The sequence below is a fragment of the Parafannyhessea umbonata genome, from assembly GCF_900105025.1.
Classification (GTDB): Bacteria; Actinomycetota; Coriobacteriia; order Coriobacteriales; family Atopobiaceae; genus Parafannyhessea; species Parafannyhessea umbonata.
The window spans coordinates 538,557-554,432 of sequence record NZ_LT629759.1 but is presented as its reverse complement, the minus strand read 5'-3'; the positions used below and the strand labels follow the sequence as shown (position 1 = coordinate 554,432).

At 64.9% G+C, this 15,876-nt stretch carries 13 protein-coding genes; 8 read left to right on the top strand and 5 right to left on the bottom strand.

Going from position 1 to position 15,876, the window contains the following annotated elements:
• Positions 1–54: 54 nt before the first annotated feature.
• Positions 55–735 carry a TetR/AcrR family transcriptional regulator gene (locus BLT96_RS02485; protein ID WP_090861472.1) on the bottom strand — a complete coding sequence of 227 codons (681 nt, stop codon included), beginning with the start codon at positions 733–735 and terminating at the stop codon, positions 55–57.
• 90 nt (positions 736–825) lie between these two features.
• Here BLT96_RS02485 and BLT96_RS02480 point away from each other — a divergent pair, with 90 nt between their 5' ends.
• Positions 826–2,355, top strand: a complete 1,530-nt coding sequence (locus BLT96_RS02480) for a DUF6937 domain-containing protein (protein WP_090861471.1) — start codon at positions 826–828, stop codon at positions 2,353–2,355.
• A gap of 26 nt (positions 2,356–2,381) precedes the next feature.
• On the opposite strand, the gene BLT96_RS02475 is transcribed toward BLT96_RS02480, so the two are convergent.
• The 3 genes from BLT96_RS02475 to BLT96_RS02465 form a co-directional block, all read right to left on the bottom strand.
• Positions 2,382–4,148: an ABC1 kinase family protein gene (locus BLT96_RS02475; protein WP_245719305.1), complete on the bottom strand. Its 1,767-nt coding sequence runs from the start codon at positions 4,146–4,148 to the stop codon at positions 2,382–2,384.
• 15 nt (positions 4,149–4,163) lie between these two features.
• A complete protein-coding gene (locus tag BLT96_RS02470; protein WP_090861470.1) occupies positions 4,164–4,520 on the bottom strand; it encodes a hypothetical protein in 357 nt (118 codons plus the stop codon).
• A gap of 181 nt (positions 4,521–4,701) precedes the next feature.
• On the bottom strand, positions 4,702–5,430 hold the full coding sequence (locus BLT96_RS02465; RefSeq protein ID WP_157692118.1) for an HAD family hydrolase: 729 nt from the start codon (positions 5,428–5,430) through the stop codon (positions 4,702–4,704).
• A gap of 195 nt (positions 5,431–5,625) precedes the next feature.
• Between BLT96_RS02465 and serC the strand changes: the two genes are divergently transcribed.
• The 4 genes from serC to BLT96_RS02445 all read left to right on the top strand — a co-directional run bounded on the left by serC (position 5,626) and on the right by BLT96_RS02445 (position 11,182).
• The gene (gene serC, locus BLT96_RS02460; RefSeq protein WP_090861468.1) at positions 5,626–6,735 is read left to right on the top strand and encodes a 3-phosphoserine/phosphohydroxythreonine transaminase; all 1,110 of its coding nucleotides are present in this window, start codon (positions 5,626–5,628) and stop codon (positions 6,733–6,735) included.
• A 116-nt stretch (positions 6,736–6,851) separates the two neighbouring features.
• Complete coding sequence (locus BLT96_RS02455) at positions 6,852–8,042, top strand: phosphoglycerate dehydrogenase (protein ID WP_090861467.1); 1,191 nt, start codon at positions 6,852–6,854, stop codon at positions 8,040–8,042.
• Between the two features lie 45 nt (positions 8,043–8,087).
• Positions 8,088–9,377: a DUF1015 domain-containing protein gene (locus BLT96_RS02450; protein ID WP_090861466.1), complete on the top strand. Its 1,290-nt coding sequence runs from the start codon at positions 8,088–8,090 to the stop codon at positions 9,375–9,377.
• Positions 9,378–9,895: 518 nt separating this feature from the next.
• Complete coding sequence (locus tag BLT96_RS02445) at positions 9,896–11,182, top strand: polysaccharide deacetylase family protein (protein ID WP_157692117.1); 1,287 nt, start codon at positions 9,896–9,898, stop codon at positions 11,180–11,182.
• Between the two features lie 111 nt (positions 11,183–11,293).
• Here the strand turns inward: BLT96_RS02445 and BLT96_RS02440 are convergent, their stop codons facing one another.
• Complete coding sequence (locus BLT96_RS02440) at positions 11,294–11,479, bottom strand: hypothetical protein (RefSeq protein ID WP_090844409.1); 186 nt, start codon at positions 11,477–11,479, stop codon at positions 11,294–11,296.
• Positions 11,480–11,960: 481 nt separating this feature from the next.
• On the opposite strand from BLT96_RS02440, the gene hypB reads away from it, so the two are divergent.
• The 3 genes from hypB to BLT96_RS02425 all read left to right on the top strand — a co-directional run bounded on the left by hypB (position 11,961) and on the right by BLT96_RS02425 (position 15,814).
• Positions 11,961–12,632 carry a hydrogenase nickel incorporation protein HypB gene (gene hypB, locus BLT96_RS02435; protein WP_090861463.1) on the top strand — a complete coding sequence of 224 codons (672 nt, stop codon included), beginning with the start codon at positions 11,961–11,963 and terminating at the stop codon, positions 12,630–12,632.
• 3 nt (positions 12,633–12,635) lie between these two features.
• On the top strand, positions 12,636–12,980 hold the full coding sequence (locus BLT96_RS02430) for a hydrogenase maturation nickel metallochaperone HypA (RefSeq protein WP_090861462.1): 345 nt from the start codon (positions 12,636–12,638) through the stop codon (positions 12,978–12,980).
• A gap of 110 nt (positions 12,981–13,090) precedes the next feature.
• Positions 13,091–15,814, top strand: a complete 2,724-nt coding sequence (locus tag BLT96_RS02425; RefSeq protein WP_090861461.1) for a tetratricopeptide repeat protein — start codon at positions 13,091–13,093, stop codon at positions 15,812–15,814.
• The last annotated feature ends 62 nt before the right edge of the window (positions 15,815–15,876 follow it).

Below are 15,876 nucleotides of genomic sequence, written 5' to 3'. Positions count from 1 at the left end.
CATTTCCTCGCCGCCGCAGACAAGCCCACCACACAGGCATCCGAATCCGCCGGCCTACTTCCTCACGTACTTCACGGCCATATCGACAATGCAGTCAAGCTCCTCCATGCCATCGGAGAAGTCATCTGAGGGGATGACCTCCCCGCGGGCCATCTTCTCCGCGACGCTGACGAGGGCATGCGCGACGCTCTTATAGAACGTCGCGAAGTCGGGAAGGATTAGCACCGAGCCATCCGAGACGCCCAGCTTATACGCATCGTCGAAGATGATGTAGAACGAATCGACCTCGCGACCGTAGCCCTCTAGCTCCCCGCCTTCGACCCCCTCAGAAAGAACGAGGTGGTCGAACTCGTCTAGGAAGCTCACAAACTCCCGATTCGCGACATAGTGCGCCCCATACTCCCTGAGCAGCGTCTCGAGACGGTCGGCCCCGTTCATGACGAGGAAGTCATCCGATTCCACGAGCTCGCATATCCGCTCGTTGAACCTCTTCCAGAGAAGCGTGGCGGCCTCCACCGACAGCCGGGTCTTTGACTTGAAGCGTCTGTAGAGGGTCGCGACACCAACCCCAGAGGCATCCGCAATGTCCGTCATCTTCACGCTTGAGAGCCCGCCCTCGAGAAAGAGCTGGGCGGCGCACTCCACAACCCACTCGTCACGCACCGCCTCCGGCTTGGCCTTGGCGTCTTGCTGCCTGGCCACTAGCAAGCTATCTCCCGTCCTCTCGGATGCCATACTTGACTCCCTCTCCAAGTGAGTGATAGTCTATCTATCACTTTGATAGTCAGACTATCAGCCGTTGACCGCACCGTCAAGGAGGAATCGATGACGACCGGAACCGACAGGGCGAAAAGTGCCTTCGGAAACGTCCAGGACGAGGCCACTTACAGGAAGGCGGTCCGTTCGAAGGAGAAGTTCCTCAGGAAGTTTGGGGACGACTCGAACGCCGTGTATCACCTCAAGGGCGCAGACGTGCCGGTCATCAGCGAGACGCTGGGCGTCAGGGACCTCGTGCTCGCAGACGGTTCTGACGCCTTGGACATCCGCGCGGACGCGGCGGCACAGCCGCTGCCCCAGAAGACCGAGAAGACGGTCCCAAGCGCTGGCGGAAGCCCCGTGGTCGTTGGTAACATCCGCATGGGATTCGGCCATTATCGCATCTCGATGGCCATGGCCTCCGCAGCGCACGCGATGGGTTACACGCCCTATTGGCTCGACCTCGCCTCGTTCAAGGAAAGCACGGGGTCGAAGGTCATCGAATACCAGAATGGGCTCTACTCCATGGGCTCGCGCCTCTCACAAAGGGTAGGTGCCTTCGACAGACTGTTCTGGGAACCGCTGAACAGCGAGGGCTTCAGGAAGCTCTCCTATAATTCTGGAGACCAGAAGAACGCCGAACTCTGCATCCCGCTCTTTCAGGACCTCCCTCGAGACGTCCCCTACATCGGTACGCATGTGTGGCCATCCCAAGCAGCGGTACACGCCGGTCTCACTCACGTCGTAAACGCAATCCCAGACAACTGGCCGATGGCGCTTCACCTTGCGGAGGGGTCGATTCACACCGTTCAGACGCCGAGCGCCTATCTCGGGTACCACCAGCTACGCGGCATGGATCCGTCACGTCAGCTTAAGCCGATGCCAGAGGGCTCTCTCGTCTACACGGGGCACTACGTCGATCACGAGATCGTAAGCAACATCGGCCGTGACTGTACGGCGCGTAGGGAACGCGCGCTGGGCGGCGGGGCGGTGCGCTACCTCATCTCAGTGGGAGGCGCAGGCGCACAGCAAGATCTCTTCGCCTCGATAATCGGGCACCTCATCCCCTATGTCAGTCGTAATGAGGCGACGCTCTTCGTAAACGTGGGCGACCACAGGGACGTCTGGGACGGCCTCGTATCGTCCGTCCACGGGCTCTCCGAGCTCGCACAGATCCACTTTGACGACTTCTCGGAGGTGAGCGCCTTCGCGAAACGCGCACTTGATGAGGACGTTTCCGGAATCCATGCGTTCTGCGACGCGGATATCTTCTCGGCCGTCTACAGCTCGAACGTCCTCATGCGCTGCTCGGACATCCTGGTAACGAAGCCAAGCGAGTTCTCGTTCTACCCGGTCCCAAAGCTAATGATTCATCGCGTCGGGGGCCATGAGGCCTGGGGTGCGATTCGCGCCGCAGAGGTCGGAGATGGAACGTACGAGATGGACGACACCGCCGAGGTCCTGTCAATGATCGACGCGCTTCAATCGGACAGGCACCTCATCTCGTTCATGTGCGATCGCATCGAGCAGGCAAACGCCATCGAAGTGTATGACGGGGCCTACAGGGTCGTGGAGCTCGCAGTCAACGGCATCTCATAGTCACTCTTCAAGGGCGCCGCAGACCTCTACCTGCGGTGCCTGTTCTCCTTGACGACTTGGTGCACAATCCACAGCCCAAGCGCAAGCGCGAGGACGTAGCCGAAAAAGCCAATCACGGGAATGCCGAAGACCACGGGCTTTATGCGCGCGTAGTACACGACCGACGAGCCGATAAAGAGGCCCGCGATGATGATGCCGAGCGTCAGACGGTCTGCCGCCCGCGCCATGTCGCCAATGGGGTCTTGGTACCCATCGAGTCCGAGGTTCACACGCAGCTGTCCACGCGTGAGCATGTTCATTGCCGTCGACACCTGCGACGCAGCGCCAAGCAGGCCATGCGTCGCAGCTATTGACTCACGCGCGAGGCGCTTGAGCTCTCGCTTGGAGACGTCGACGGGGTCAGCATGGGCCTTCACGTGAGCACGCACTATGTCGATCATGGACGTTCCCGGGAGGAATTCGTCCACGACACCCTCGAGCGTGACGAGCGACCTTGCGAGCATCGTGACAGTACCCGGAAGCTCGATGCCGTTCTTGCGCGCCATTGAGATGAGAGAGTTGAGGAAGGCGCCGATGTCGAGGTCCGAGAGGTCCGCCTCGCCGTAGTTGTCCAGGATCGAGTCGAGGTCGGCAAGCAGGCCGGGATGGTCGACCTCGGAGGTGTCGGAAACCGAGAATCGCAGCAGGCCATTCTTGAGCCCGACGGAGTCGCGCAGGGCGACGGCGTTCACCATGTCCTTCATGGCAGCCCTGTCATGGGCGGACAGCCTCCCCATGATGCCGAGGTCAAGGTAGATGATCTTGCCGCCCTTTACCACCAGATTGCCGGGATGTGGGTCCGCATGGAAGAACCCGTCGTCCAGCATCTGGCTCGTGTAGTTGTCGACGAGCTTCGCGCCAATCTCCGAGAGGTCATAGCCCTCGGCCTTCAGACGCTCCGTACTGTCGATGGGAATCCCCTCGACGTAATCCATCACCACGACGTGCTCCGTGCAGAGTCGCGGGTAGGGTTTCGGACAGTCGATGAACTTACACTCCGCGTTGTTGCGCCGGAACTCCTCCAGACTCCTCGCCTCGACGAGGAAGTCTGTCTCCTCCCGGAAGGACTGCCACAGCTCGTCCACCACGGACTGCAGGTCCAGTACCTGCTCGTCCCCCATGACGATGGCGCTCCTCTTCGCGAGCGAACGCATGATGGAGATGTCCTGCGCCATGATCTCCTTCACGTGGGGGCGCTGGACCTTCACCGCCACCGTCTCACCCGTCACGAGGCGCGCCTTGTGCACCTGTGCGACGGAGGCGGAGCCAAGCGGGACGTCGTCTATCGCGTCGAACAGCTCCTCTATGGGGGTGTCGTACTCCGCCCTGAGGGTGGAGAGCACCTCCTCGCGATCCATCGGCTCGACGTCGGTCCGCAGCTTCGTGAGCTCGTCGCAGAAGCTCTGCGGCAGAATCTCCGAACGCATCGAGAGAATCTGCCCCGCCTTCACGAAGGTGGGGCCGAGCTCCTCCAGAAGCTTGCGCAGCGTGACGGGCGTAAGCCCATGTAGGACGTCATAGTGGCTCGCAATCCTTAGAATCTCGCGCAGGCGGGCCGCCTTCTTCGCGCGCGTGATTCTGTAAGGACCAGCGTCTACGCTTCGCCCGCCCAGGATGCCTATCGTTCCCGCATCACGGGTGTTCGTCTTCGAGACGCTCTCATACCACTTGCCAAGGTACTCGACGTCGTCCAGCTCGCTTATATCGAAGTCGCCCGAGGGATTGCCCTGGGCTGGCCTTTTGTCCTCTGCCAAGAAAGTGGCTCTTCCCTACTCCGCGCGCTTGTCCTTCTCGGCATCGTCGGCGTCCTCGACCTCGACCTCAACGGGCTCGGCATCGAGGTCGTCGGCGATCTTCTGGGCGCTCTTCACCCAGGCCGCGCGCTCCTCGGGCGTCATGGCCTTCAGCTTCGCGCGCAGGACCGCATCCGAGGTGTCACCGGCGGCGTTCTTGATGGTGTGCTTGAGCTCCTCGTTCACGGCCTTGCCCTGGGCCACGGTGAGCTCGCCCTTCTCGACCAGCTTGTTCACGATCTCCGTGGACTTCTCGGCACCGGTCGCCACCGCGCCCACGCCCACCAGGAACAGCTTGCGGACGCCATCGCCCAGATCGTCGAAACCAGCCATGTTGACCCCTCTCCTTGGGACGGCAGACAGTTGGGACCGCGCGGCGCGCGGACCATGCTCATGCTTGTACCCCCAAGCCGCGAGCGCTAGACGCGCCGCATCCGCAAGCGGCGGGGCAACTCAAGCGGGCGTGGAGCGCCCCCGAAGCAGGCGTACGGCGTCCGGGGCGCAGACCGACGCGTCAGCGGCCGAGAAGGACGTGGCCGAGCTCCTCGACGCTTCCCGCCACGGTGCAGGCGCCGGCCTCCTCGAGCTCCCCGAGCGGCGCGGTCCCGCCGTACGTCACGCCCACGCACGGCACGCCGCACGCGAGCGCCGCGTCCACGTCAAAGTGGCGGTCGCCCACCATGACGGCGTCGTCCGCGGCCACACCCAGATCCTCGAGCACCGCGGAGAGCGTCTCCGCCTTACTCTGCTGCGCATCGGACTGCTTGCCGCGCACGACGTCGAAGCGCCCGAGCAGTCCCTCGTCAGAAAGTGCGCGGTGCAGAATCTCGGTCCGCTTGGAGCTTGCGACCGCCAGCAGCCTGCCGGACGCCCTGAGGCCTTCCAACAGCGCGCCCATGCCGGGAAACGCCGGCCACGCCTCTGGGCCAAGCGCGCCATACTCCTCGCGGTAGCGGCGCGTTACCTCGCGCGCATCCGCCTCGGAGAGCCCGAACACCATGCTGAACGCCTGCGGAAACGGCGGACCCACGAGCTTGGGGCAGTCCGCGAGCCGCTCCTGGGGAAGCCCCCACGCGCTCAGCACGTGGCGCGCCACGGCCACGATCGAGGGGAGCGTGTCGGCGATCGTGCCGTCAAAGTCGAACACGACTACGCCACGGGTCGAGGGGTCAGCATGCCGAAGCCCATGCGGCGCCTCCGTCCCGGTAAGGCCCGAGCCAGCACGCCCGTTCTTCTCGCCCATTTGACCCCCTGATCCACGCGGCGCACTGTGCGCCCGCCTCCCGTGCGCCACCAGCATAGCGCAGCCGCGCGGCATCGCCCATGGCACCATGTGGCGAGAGCGTTAGTTTCCACGCCTGAAACACGGGTACGTTAGTGTGTCTACCAATGTGCCCGCATGGGACGGGTGCGAAGCCGTTTTGACAGGGAGGTTTGGATGGCACGCGCGTTTAACTTTTCCGCGGGGCCCTCGGCTCTGCCCGAGGAGGTCCTGAAGGAGGCCGCCGCGGAGATGCTCGACTACAAGGGCTGCGGCATGTCCGTCATGGAGATGAGCCATCGATCTTCCACCTTCCAGTCAATCCTGGACGACGCGGAGCAGACGCTCAGGCGCCTTATGGGGATTCCGGACAACTATCGCGTCATGTTTATGCAGGGTGGTGCGACGCTGCAGTTTGCGTGCGTGCCCATGAACCTGATGCGCGGCCGTCACGCAGGCTACCTGGTGGCGGGCAACTGGTCGAAGAAGGCCTGGCAGGAAGCCAGCAAGTACGGCCAGGCGGACGTGCTTGCCACGAGCGAGCCCACGGGCTTTGACCGCACGCCGCACCTCGAGGTCATGCCGGACCAGTCGCTGGACTACGTGTACCTGTGCCAGAACGAGACCGTGTACGGCACGATGACGCGCGAGCTCCCCGTCACCGGCGACGTCCCGATCGTGGCGGACGTTTCGAGCATGTTCCTCTCGAGCCCTTTGCCCGTGGAGCGCTACGGGCTCATCTACGCCGGCGTCCAGAAGAACGCCGGTCCCGCGGGAAACACCGTCGTGATCTGCCGCGACGACCTCGTTGGCGACGGCCCGGCGCTTGGCGACGTCGTGCCGACGTACATGGGCTACAGGCTGCAGGCCAGCAAGGACTCGCTGTACAACACGCCAAACGCGTGGGGCATCTACATGTGCGGGAAGGTGTTCCACTGGATCGAGGACACGGGCGGCCTCGCCGCCATGGAGGCCAGAAATTGGGAGAAGGTCAACCGCCTCTATGGCTACATCGACGGAAGCTCGCTCTTCTCGCCCATCGCGCAGCCCGACTCGCGCTCCATCGCGAACGTGACGTTCCGCTGCCCCACGCCGAAGCTGGACGCGGAGTTTGTGGCGGGCGCCGCAGAGCGCAGCATCGTGGGCGTCAAGGGCCACCGCATCCTGGGCGGCATGCGCGCAAGCTGCTACAACGCAGTCCCGGCGAAGGCCGTGGACGCGCTTCTGGACTACATGCAGGACTTCGAGCGCACACACGCCGCGGACTGCCGCACGGACGCGCGCTAGCGAACCCGGCGACGCTGGCACACCGCCGAACGCCGCCGGCACACATGAAGGGAATACCCGGCGCGGCCCTGCGGGACCGCGCTTGACAGAGGCCCCAAGGGCACGAAGGAGACTCGATGCGCTACGTAAAGATATTCGACAACATCGCGAAGCAGATCACCCGCGACGGCGTCGCGGAGCTGGGCGAGGGCTACAAGAAGACCGACGACGTGAACCAGGCGGACGCCATCCTGGTGCGCGCCTCGGACATCCGCGATCTCGACTTTGGCCCGAACGTCCGCTGCGTGTCGCGTTCCGGCGCCGGCTACAACAACATTCCCATCGAGCGTTGCGCAAAGCAGGGCATCGTGGTGTTCAACACGCCAGGCGGCAACTCGAACGCCGTGAAGGAGCTGGTCGTGGGCATGATCCTCGTCAACTCCAGGGGCACGCTCGACGGCATGCGCTGGGTCCAGAGCAACGCGGACGACCCGCAGATCGTGAAGGACGCCGAGAAGAACAAGAAGGCCTTCGTCGGACGCGAGGCCATTGGCCGCAAGGTCGGCGTCGTGGGACTCGGCGCCGTGGGCTCGAAGGTGGCGAACGCACTTGAGGCGCTGGGACTTGACGTGTACGGCTACGACCCGTACCTGTCCGTCGAGCACGCATGGCAGCTCAACCGCAACGTGAAGCGCGTCGACTCGATGGCGGAGCTCTGCCGCAACGCGGACTACGTCACGCTGCACGTCCCGTCGAAGGACGACACGCGCCACATGATGGGCGCCGAGATGATCTCTCTCATGAGCGACGGCGCCATGCTCATCAACTACGCACGCGCCGACATCGTGGACGAGCCCGCGGTGGACGCGGCGCTGCGCTCTGGCAAGCTCGGGCGCTTCGTGTGCGACTTCGCGACGCCCATGACCACGAAGATGCCGAACACCCTCATCACGCCGCACATGGGCGCGTGCACCGCCGAGGCGGAGGCGAACTGCGCCTCGATGGCCGTTAGCCAGATGAAGGACTACCTGGAGCAAGGCACCATCAGGAACTCCGTCAACTATCCGGACTGCGACATGGGCCCGTGCCACACCGGTGGTCGCATCGCCGCGCTGCACGCGAACGTGCCAAACATGATAGGCCAAATCTCCGGCGCCCTCGCAAAGTCAAACGCGAACATCCAGCGCATGTCGAACGAGGCACAGGACGGCAGCGCCTATACTCTTATCGACACCGACCAGCCGGTGGACGCCGCCACGATGGAGAAGCTCCGCGCCATCCCCGGCGTCTATCGCATCAGGCAGATCGTCCCGGCAATCACCCGCTAGCGACCAACGCTGGCGACGACGAGCCCCCAAGCGGAAGGAGACCGCATGCGCGTCGAGCCCATACGCTGCTACCGTCCGACCCCGGACAAGGCGGCGACGTTCGCGTCGCTGCCGTACGACGTGTTCGACCGCGCGCAGGCGGCCTCCTACGTGAGGGACCACCCGGGCTCGTTTTTGGCCATCGACCGGCCGGAGACGTCCTTCTCGCCCGACCACGACATGTATGCCCCGGACGTGTACGCGAAGGCCGCGGAGCTGCTGCGCCGCGCCGCCACGGACGGAACGCTGCTGCACGACGAGACGCCGTGCTACTACGTGTACCGCCTGGAGCAGGACGGCCGCGCCCAGACGGGCGTGGTGTGCGCCGCCTCCGTGGACGAGTACCTGGACGGCACGATCCGTCGCCACGAGAACACGCGCCGCAACAAGGAGCAGGACCGCGTGGAGCACATCCGCGCGACCGGCGCGCAGACGGGCCCGATCTTTCTGGCGTACCGCGACAACTTCGCGATGGACACGCTGGTGGGCCTTGCGTCCACGGCCGAGCCCCTGTATGACTTCACGGATGAGCAGGGCGTTCGCCAGACCGTGTGGCGCGTTGCGCGCCCAGCGGCCGTCGAGGCCATGACGGCGACGTTCGCCACCGTGCCGTGCGCCTACATCGCCGATGGGCACCACCGCGCCGCCTCCGCCGTGCGCGTGTGTCAGGAGATGCGCCTTGAGGCCGCCCGTCAGGCGGGCTCCGCGGGCGAGAAGGACGCGGCGCCCGGTGCCGAGGCGTCCCCGGCGCCGTACGACTCCTTCCTCGCAGTCATGTTTCCCGCGAGCCAGCTTAAGGTCATGGCCTACAACCGCGTGGTGACGGACACGGCCGGCATGGCGCCGGCGCAGCTAATCGAGCGCATCGAGGCTGCCGGCTTCGAGGTGGGTCCCGCCCAGGACTCCCCTGCCGAGCCTTCCGCCCGCCATGGCTTTGGCCTCTATGTGGGCTGCGCGTGGCATGCCATGCGCTTCTCGCCCGAGGCGGTCGCGTCGCTTCCGACGGACGACCCCGTGGCGACGCTCGACGTGTCCATCCTGCAGGACCGCGTGCTGGGGCCGGTCCTGGGGATCGAGGACCCTCGCCAGGACGTCCGCATCCGCTTTGTGGGCGGCATCGAGGGCCCGCAGGCGCTGGAGCGCCTTGCCGGCACGGACGGCGTCGCGTTCTCGCTCTATCCCACGTCAGTGGACGAGCTCATGGCCGTGTCCGACGCCGGGCTGCTGATGCCGCCAAAGTCGACGTGGTTCGAGCCAAAGCTCCGCAGCGGCCTCTTCGTTCGCAGGCTTCGGTAGCGCCGGCTGCGTGAGGGTCGACCGCAGAGGCCAACCGGGGCGAAAGGTCATCTTTTAGACGGGTGCGGCATGGTGCCGTGCCCGTCCTTTTGTGTTGGCGCAACATTCGGTCCGACTTTATTGTTTTGCGTTGCAAGGCGTTGCATGTCAGGTGTGTGCCCCTCGTTCGTATTTGTATTTGGGGCGCATTTACATGGGAAAACGCAAAGGACGCTTGCATCGAGTGCAGATTTCAGCCAACTTTGCGAACGCACCCTGCGTCGCACGGACATGGTATGCTTGTGCGACTTTGGAAGCGAAATGCGGAAGAATTGGACGCGTGACCAATGGCACAGACTGACTCCCACGGCCCCCAGCGGGCCGAGCACGTACGTCAGAACCCCGCACAGGGAGAAGGCGCCCGCAAGGGGACGAGAAGCGCTAGGTCCCAGGAAGCACGGCATGCCTCGGAGCACAGAGGGTCTCCCCGCACGAGCGGGGCTCGGCGACCCAAGGCTCACGACCAAGGCCGACGCAACGTGTACTACATTCCCACGACGTCGAAGGTCGAAGGTGCCGCGAATGCACGCCACGGATCGGCCGAGAGCCGGTCTGACAAGGCGGCATCGAGCAAGGCGCCGGCGTTTCTCGCCCTGGCGCTCATCCTTGTGCTGGGCGGCGGCGCCTGGCACCTGTGGACGAACCGACCGGTGAGCGTGACCATCAACGACAAGAGCTATAACGTGCGGATTGACAGCACGCTTGCAGAGGCCGTTCGCGACCAGTCCATCCACACGAAGCCCGGGAACTACGTGAGCGTGAAGGGCGACGTCCTGAAGGCGGGGGGCGGCGAGCCATTTGGCGCCACCGTGGGAAAGAAGACCCTTACGGGCAAGGCCGCGCAGGAGTATCGCGTGAGGGCGAACGACAAGATCACGCTCACCGCGGGCAAGGACGTGATGGAGCCGCACACGAGGAAGGTCGAGACCGAGGCCCCGAAGCTCGTGATGAAGGGCGGCTACGGCCCGATCGCCTACGTGAGGGACTGGGGCACGCCCGGCAGGGTCGAGCACCTTACCGGCAAGAAGTCGAAGCAGGTGGCGGACGTAGTGAAGTCGAAGACCGTCGACACGGAAATCTACCTGCGCACGCCCATTCCCGAAGGCGACAAGAAGCTCGTGGCGCTGACGTTTGACGACGGACCAAGCGACAAGTACACCCAGCAGTACCTCGACATCCTGAAGAAGTACAACGCGAAGGCAACGTTCTTCTGCCTGGGCAAGAACGTGCAGGAGTTCCCGAAGCTCGCGAAGGCGATCGTGGACCAGGGCTGCCAGATCGCAAGCCACACCCAATCGCACAAGCAGCTGACGAAGCTGGGAGCCGACGAGCTGAGGACGGAGTTCAACACCGCGTTCAAGGCGATAAGCGACGCCACTGGCGTTGACACGACGGTGTTCCGTCCGCCATATGGCGCGTTTACCGAGAGGACGTGGCTCGCGGCCGGTGGCATTCCCTCTGTCTCCGTCACGTGGACGCAGGACTCGCGCGACTGGGCACGTCCCGGTGCGGACGAAATCGTGAAGAACAGCCTGGTGAATGTGAGGTCTGGCTCCATCATCCTGATGCACGACGGTGGTGGCAACCGCGATCAGGACGTCGAGGCGCTGCCGAAGATCATCGAGTCGCTTCAGGGTGCAGGCTACACCCTCGTCACAATCGACGAGCTCATGGCTTCTGACAGCACCATCCCGAAGTCCATCCAGTCCGGCAACGCGAAGATGCCGAAGGGCGTCACGTGGCCGTCGGAGCTGGGAGACGCGTAGCGACGGCTGCGCGATGGCGACAAAGGCGCGAACAACGGAGGCCCCGCAGCCGAATGTGGCTGCGGGGCCTCCCGTGTGAATGAATGTATGAGCACTACCTACCGGCTATCGCTACGCCACGCGCGGAACCTCAGTGGGGTACGTCGTCGCGTTGGGGTCGGGCTCGATCCTCCCCAGGGCTTTTCGCACCAAGAACCTGATGATTCCGGTGACGACCATTATCGCGGCAAGAGCCGCCACGAAGCCGAGCATGGTGTAGATGATGAACAGAACCGTCTGCATCGAGAAGGCACCCATGGACCCCTCCATCCGATTGAATCGTTCCGCACGCGCCAACGTGCCCTTCGATTTACGTTTTACATGGTTTCAGTTAATGTTTCAAGCGTGTTTCGTACATTTTCTAGCATTACAAACGCACAGGTAGATTGCCTTTATGCACACGTCTCGATGTACAAGCTCCCCCACGTGCGTAGCCTTGATTTAACTCAAACTCTTATACATGGAAAGCTTTCTGCGACGTCGTGCTGGATTGGCCGGACCCTTTGCGACACCGTGGTCCAACGCAGGCCACGGCCCTTCGCGCGTCGAGCGCCGTCGAGCGAGCAACGCATCCGGGGTGGCCTTGCGCGTTCATGCAAACTCGGACGGGGTGTGTGACGCGTGCATCCCGGCGCAGACGTCGCGACCCCGCAAGGGAGTGGCCGGCGACGCATGTCTACATCGCAGCCCCACGCGCGCCCGCCTCCTGTATCATGGACGAAAACGATAGGAGGAAAAGATGACCGACCCGATCAAGGTAATCGAAGTCAAGGAAAGCGTGTTCGCGAACAACGACCGCGAGGCCGAGGCGCTCCGCGCGCGCATGCACGACGCGGGCACGCTCATGATCAACCTCATGAGCTCGCCGGGAGCCGGAAAGACCACGCTCCTCTCCGCGACGCTGCGCGCCCTCGCGGACGAGATGCGCATCGGCGTAATGGAGGCGGACGTCGACTCCGATGTGGACGCCTACACCGTACAGGAGGCCGGGGCGAAGGCGATCCAGCTGCACACCGGCGGCATGTGCCACCTCGACGCGGCCATGACGGAGCAGGGGCTCAACCAGCTGGGCTACCAGGACCAGGACCTCGTCGTGATCGAGAACGTTGGCAACCTCATCTGCCCCGCGGAGTTCGACACGGGCGCCGGTAAGAAGGTCATGATCCTCTCGGTCCCCGAGGGCGACGACAAGCCGCTGAAGTACCCCCTCATGTTCGAGGTGAGCGACCTCGTGCTCATCAGCAAGGTCGACACTCTGCCGTACTTCGACTTCGACAAGCAGAAGCTCGAGCAGAACGTGCACCTGCGCAACCCGGAAGCCAAGATCATCTACCTCTCCGCGAAGACCGGCGAGGGCATGGACGAGTGGCTGGACTGGCTGCGCGACGCCGTCCGCAACTGGAAGGCCTAGCGCATGCACGAGCTGGGGGTGGTGTTCGCGGCGATGGACACGATCGAGGACGTCGCCCGCGAGAACGAGCTCACGCGCATTAGCTCCGTCACCATGTGCCTGGGCGAGGTCTCGGGCATCCTGGAGGACTACTTCGTGGACTGCTGGAAGTGGGCGCAGCAGAAGAGCGACCTGCTGCGCGACTCCACGCTGGAGGTCGAGCAGATAAAGGCCGTCACCGTCTGCAACGCGTGCGGTCACACCTACGAGACGGTGCGCTACGGTCGCACGTGCCCGAACTGCGGAAGCGACCAGACAGTGCTCCTGCGGGGCAACGAGTGCGAGATCAAGCAGATAGAGGGCTGTTAGAGACTGGTAACGCACTGGAAGACGGCCGTGCGATTGGGTAAGAGTAACGAAAGACGCTAACGGGGGCGGCGCTCCGCCCCTTCACCCATGGCACTTAGGTGGTTCACGGCATGACACACGACAGATTCTCGTCGCGGCACATTCTTATCCCTGGCGCGGGCGCGCTCGCCCTGGTGGCGGCGCTCGGCTGCTACCAGTCCATCGCGCTGGACAGCGTTGGCTGGGCGCTCACCGCGGGCGCCGCGGCGCTTGGGGCAGGCACGATTCTGGCGTTTACCAGGTCTGCGGCCCAAAGCAGACAGGAGCGCGGCAGCCAGGCCAAGGCACAGACTCCTCCGCACCCGAAAGCCCAGGATACCCGCGTGGCGCCGGGCGAGAAGGGCGCGGCACCCGATGCTGCAGCCGCGCCGTCGCGCCAGACGCTCGCGCAGCCGCGGACCAACGCAGGCACGACCGAGCTTGCCGCGATCACGCCCGTAGCCGCAGGCACGCAGGCGGACGTACCCGCCGCCGCACGTGGCGACATCGCCACGCAAGAGGAGGCCGCGCCGGCGGAGGACGGCTCCCCCACGAACAACGCAGCAGATGGCGAGCCCGTCATCGCCCACTCGCAGCTCGACTACAACGCCGTGAGCGAGCGCATCGTTCAGAGCCCGGACCCGCTGGCCGAGCTCAAGCTCCTGGTGGGAGACATCCGCACCCGCATGGCCCAGACCGATGGCGAGGACGCCGCCCGCGAGCTGGACGCGGCCCGCCTTCCCGGCGACGCGCCGCTGGTGCCGGCGACGCGCGGGACCGGGGGTGACGCGACCCCGGATGGCACGATCCTCTCGCCCTCCCCCGTCGAGCGCTTCGTGGCGCGGATGCTGATTGAGGCGGGGCTCTTCTCGACCGACACGGAGCTGCCGCGCATGTCTGTGGTGCGTTCGCCGCACTCGCAGATGCTGTTTGTGCGCGTGGAGCAACGCGAGCTCTCGTACCTGGCGCGGCTGCGCGTGCTGAAGATCGAGGCGGCACTGAACGCCATGCGCTACGCGTGCACGTACTTCGACGACCCGCAGGATGTGACGGAGGCCGACTGCTACAAGCTGACGCAGGGGCTCGCCACGTCCGTGTGCGCGCAGTCGCCGGGGCTGGACGTGCCACTGGAGTCCGGGGAGGGCGAGGACCCGGACGGCGAGTGGGCCGTTCGCCGCAAAATCGCGGCCGCCATCGAGGACATGCAGCTGCCGTACCGCCTCGAGCAGCACTTTCGCGTGAACGTGGCCGACGGCAACGTAGGATTTCACGTGGACCTGACGCCAGAGCGCGTGTTTCCCTCGTCCGTGTTCGTCGCGGGCCTCGGCGTGGTGCAGAGCTCGCGCGAGATGCGCCGCAAGGCGGCGTCCGCCTACGCGCAGCGCGTGGCCATACTGCTTGCGGCGACGGCGTTTCGCGCCTCGAGCAAGATCCGCCACGCCTGGGTCATAGGCACGGTGGACGACGCCCATGCGCACCGCTGCTACCTGTGCGTAGACTTCGACCGGTGGCGCTTCAGGCGGCTGGACCTGAACCACGTGGACGACCTCCCGCGCGCCATGAGGCCGTTCGTGCCCAACATGCGCGTCGAGAATGACATCCTCCGTCCCGTGGAGCAGACCGCAGACCTTGCCGATCCCCGCTTCAGTCCCACGTGGCGCCACATGCCCGTAGGCCTTTCCAGCCGTCGCCTTCCGGAGCGCCTTGCGCGCGCCTTGGGTGCCCCAAGCGTGAGCGGCCTTGCGATCGAGGAGGCGGACAAGCGCAGCCTCATCGCAAGCGACATCATGCTGAACCTGTGCCCGCCGGAAGAGCACGACGCGACCCGGCGCAACGTGCGCATGGTGATGGAGCTTGCCGGCAACGACCCGGACCCCACGGTGCGCTCCGCGGCGGAGCGCCTGGTGAGGGGCATGATCGATGGCACCGTCGGCACGGACCCCATGGACATTGGCGAGGAGTTCGTGCGCGGCGACGCCCTCGACAGGGCGTGCGAGCGCGCAAGGGAATGCCTCACCAAGCACGATGCCGCCGGGGCGAAGGCCGCGCTCGAGCCCGTGGTGGGCCCCGTGGACGAAGCCGGGCTCTTCTCGGACAAGGGCGGCGTGGTATGGCGCTACTTCGCGAGCTACGTGGACCGCACGCTGTACAACCGCCAGCACGCGGACGACCCGCACGCGCTGCTGCTGGTGCCGGACGCGTACTTTGCGGCGCACTTCTACCTCTCCGTCGCGAACCTCGCCCTGAGGCAGACGGACGCGGCGCTTGCCCACGCGCGCCGGCTGCGCCAGATGGCGCCGCTGGACAAGCATGCGAACCTGCAGTTGGTGCGCTGCCTCGAGGAGGCGGGCCACGCGGACGAGGCCATGGCCACCCTGACGGAGTTCCTGAAGGGGGCGCACGACCCCGAGGCCATAGGGCTTGGCTACTATCGCATGGCGTCGTTCCAGATGGCACGCGGCAACGCGCTCGCCGCGCAGGCGTGCTACCAGAGCGCCATGAGCTTCATGCCCTCCATCACGCCCATCGTGGTGATGGAGGTGACGGGCCTTGCGGCGCAGTCGCAGGGCGAGAAGGGCGGGCTTGCCCTGAGCCCCATGTCGCAGCAGGAGGTCGAGGCAACGCTGGGCTACCACGGCGTACCCGTCGCGCCTACGGACGAGATCTCGAAGACGTTTATGGAGTGCACACGTGCGTCGATGGATGCGGAGGTCTACCCCGTGGCGCGCAACTTCGTGAGCGTGCTCGCCGCGTTCGATCCGGACGACGTGATACTGCAGGTGCTGGACTCCATGGAGGGCGTCCCGGACCAATAGCGCCCGCATCCCAGGCAGCGGCGACCGCGTCTTGGCCAAAGGCCCCAAAAGTCCACCAAAGG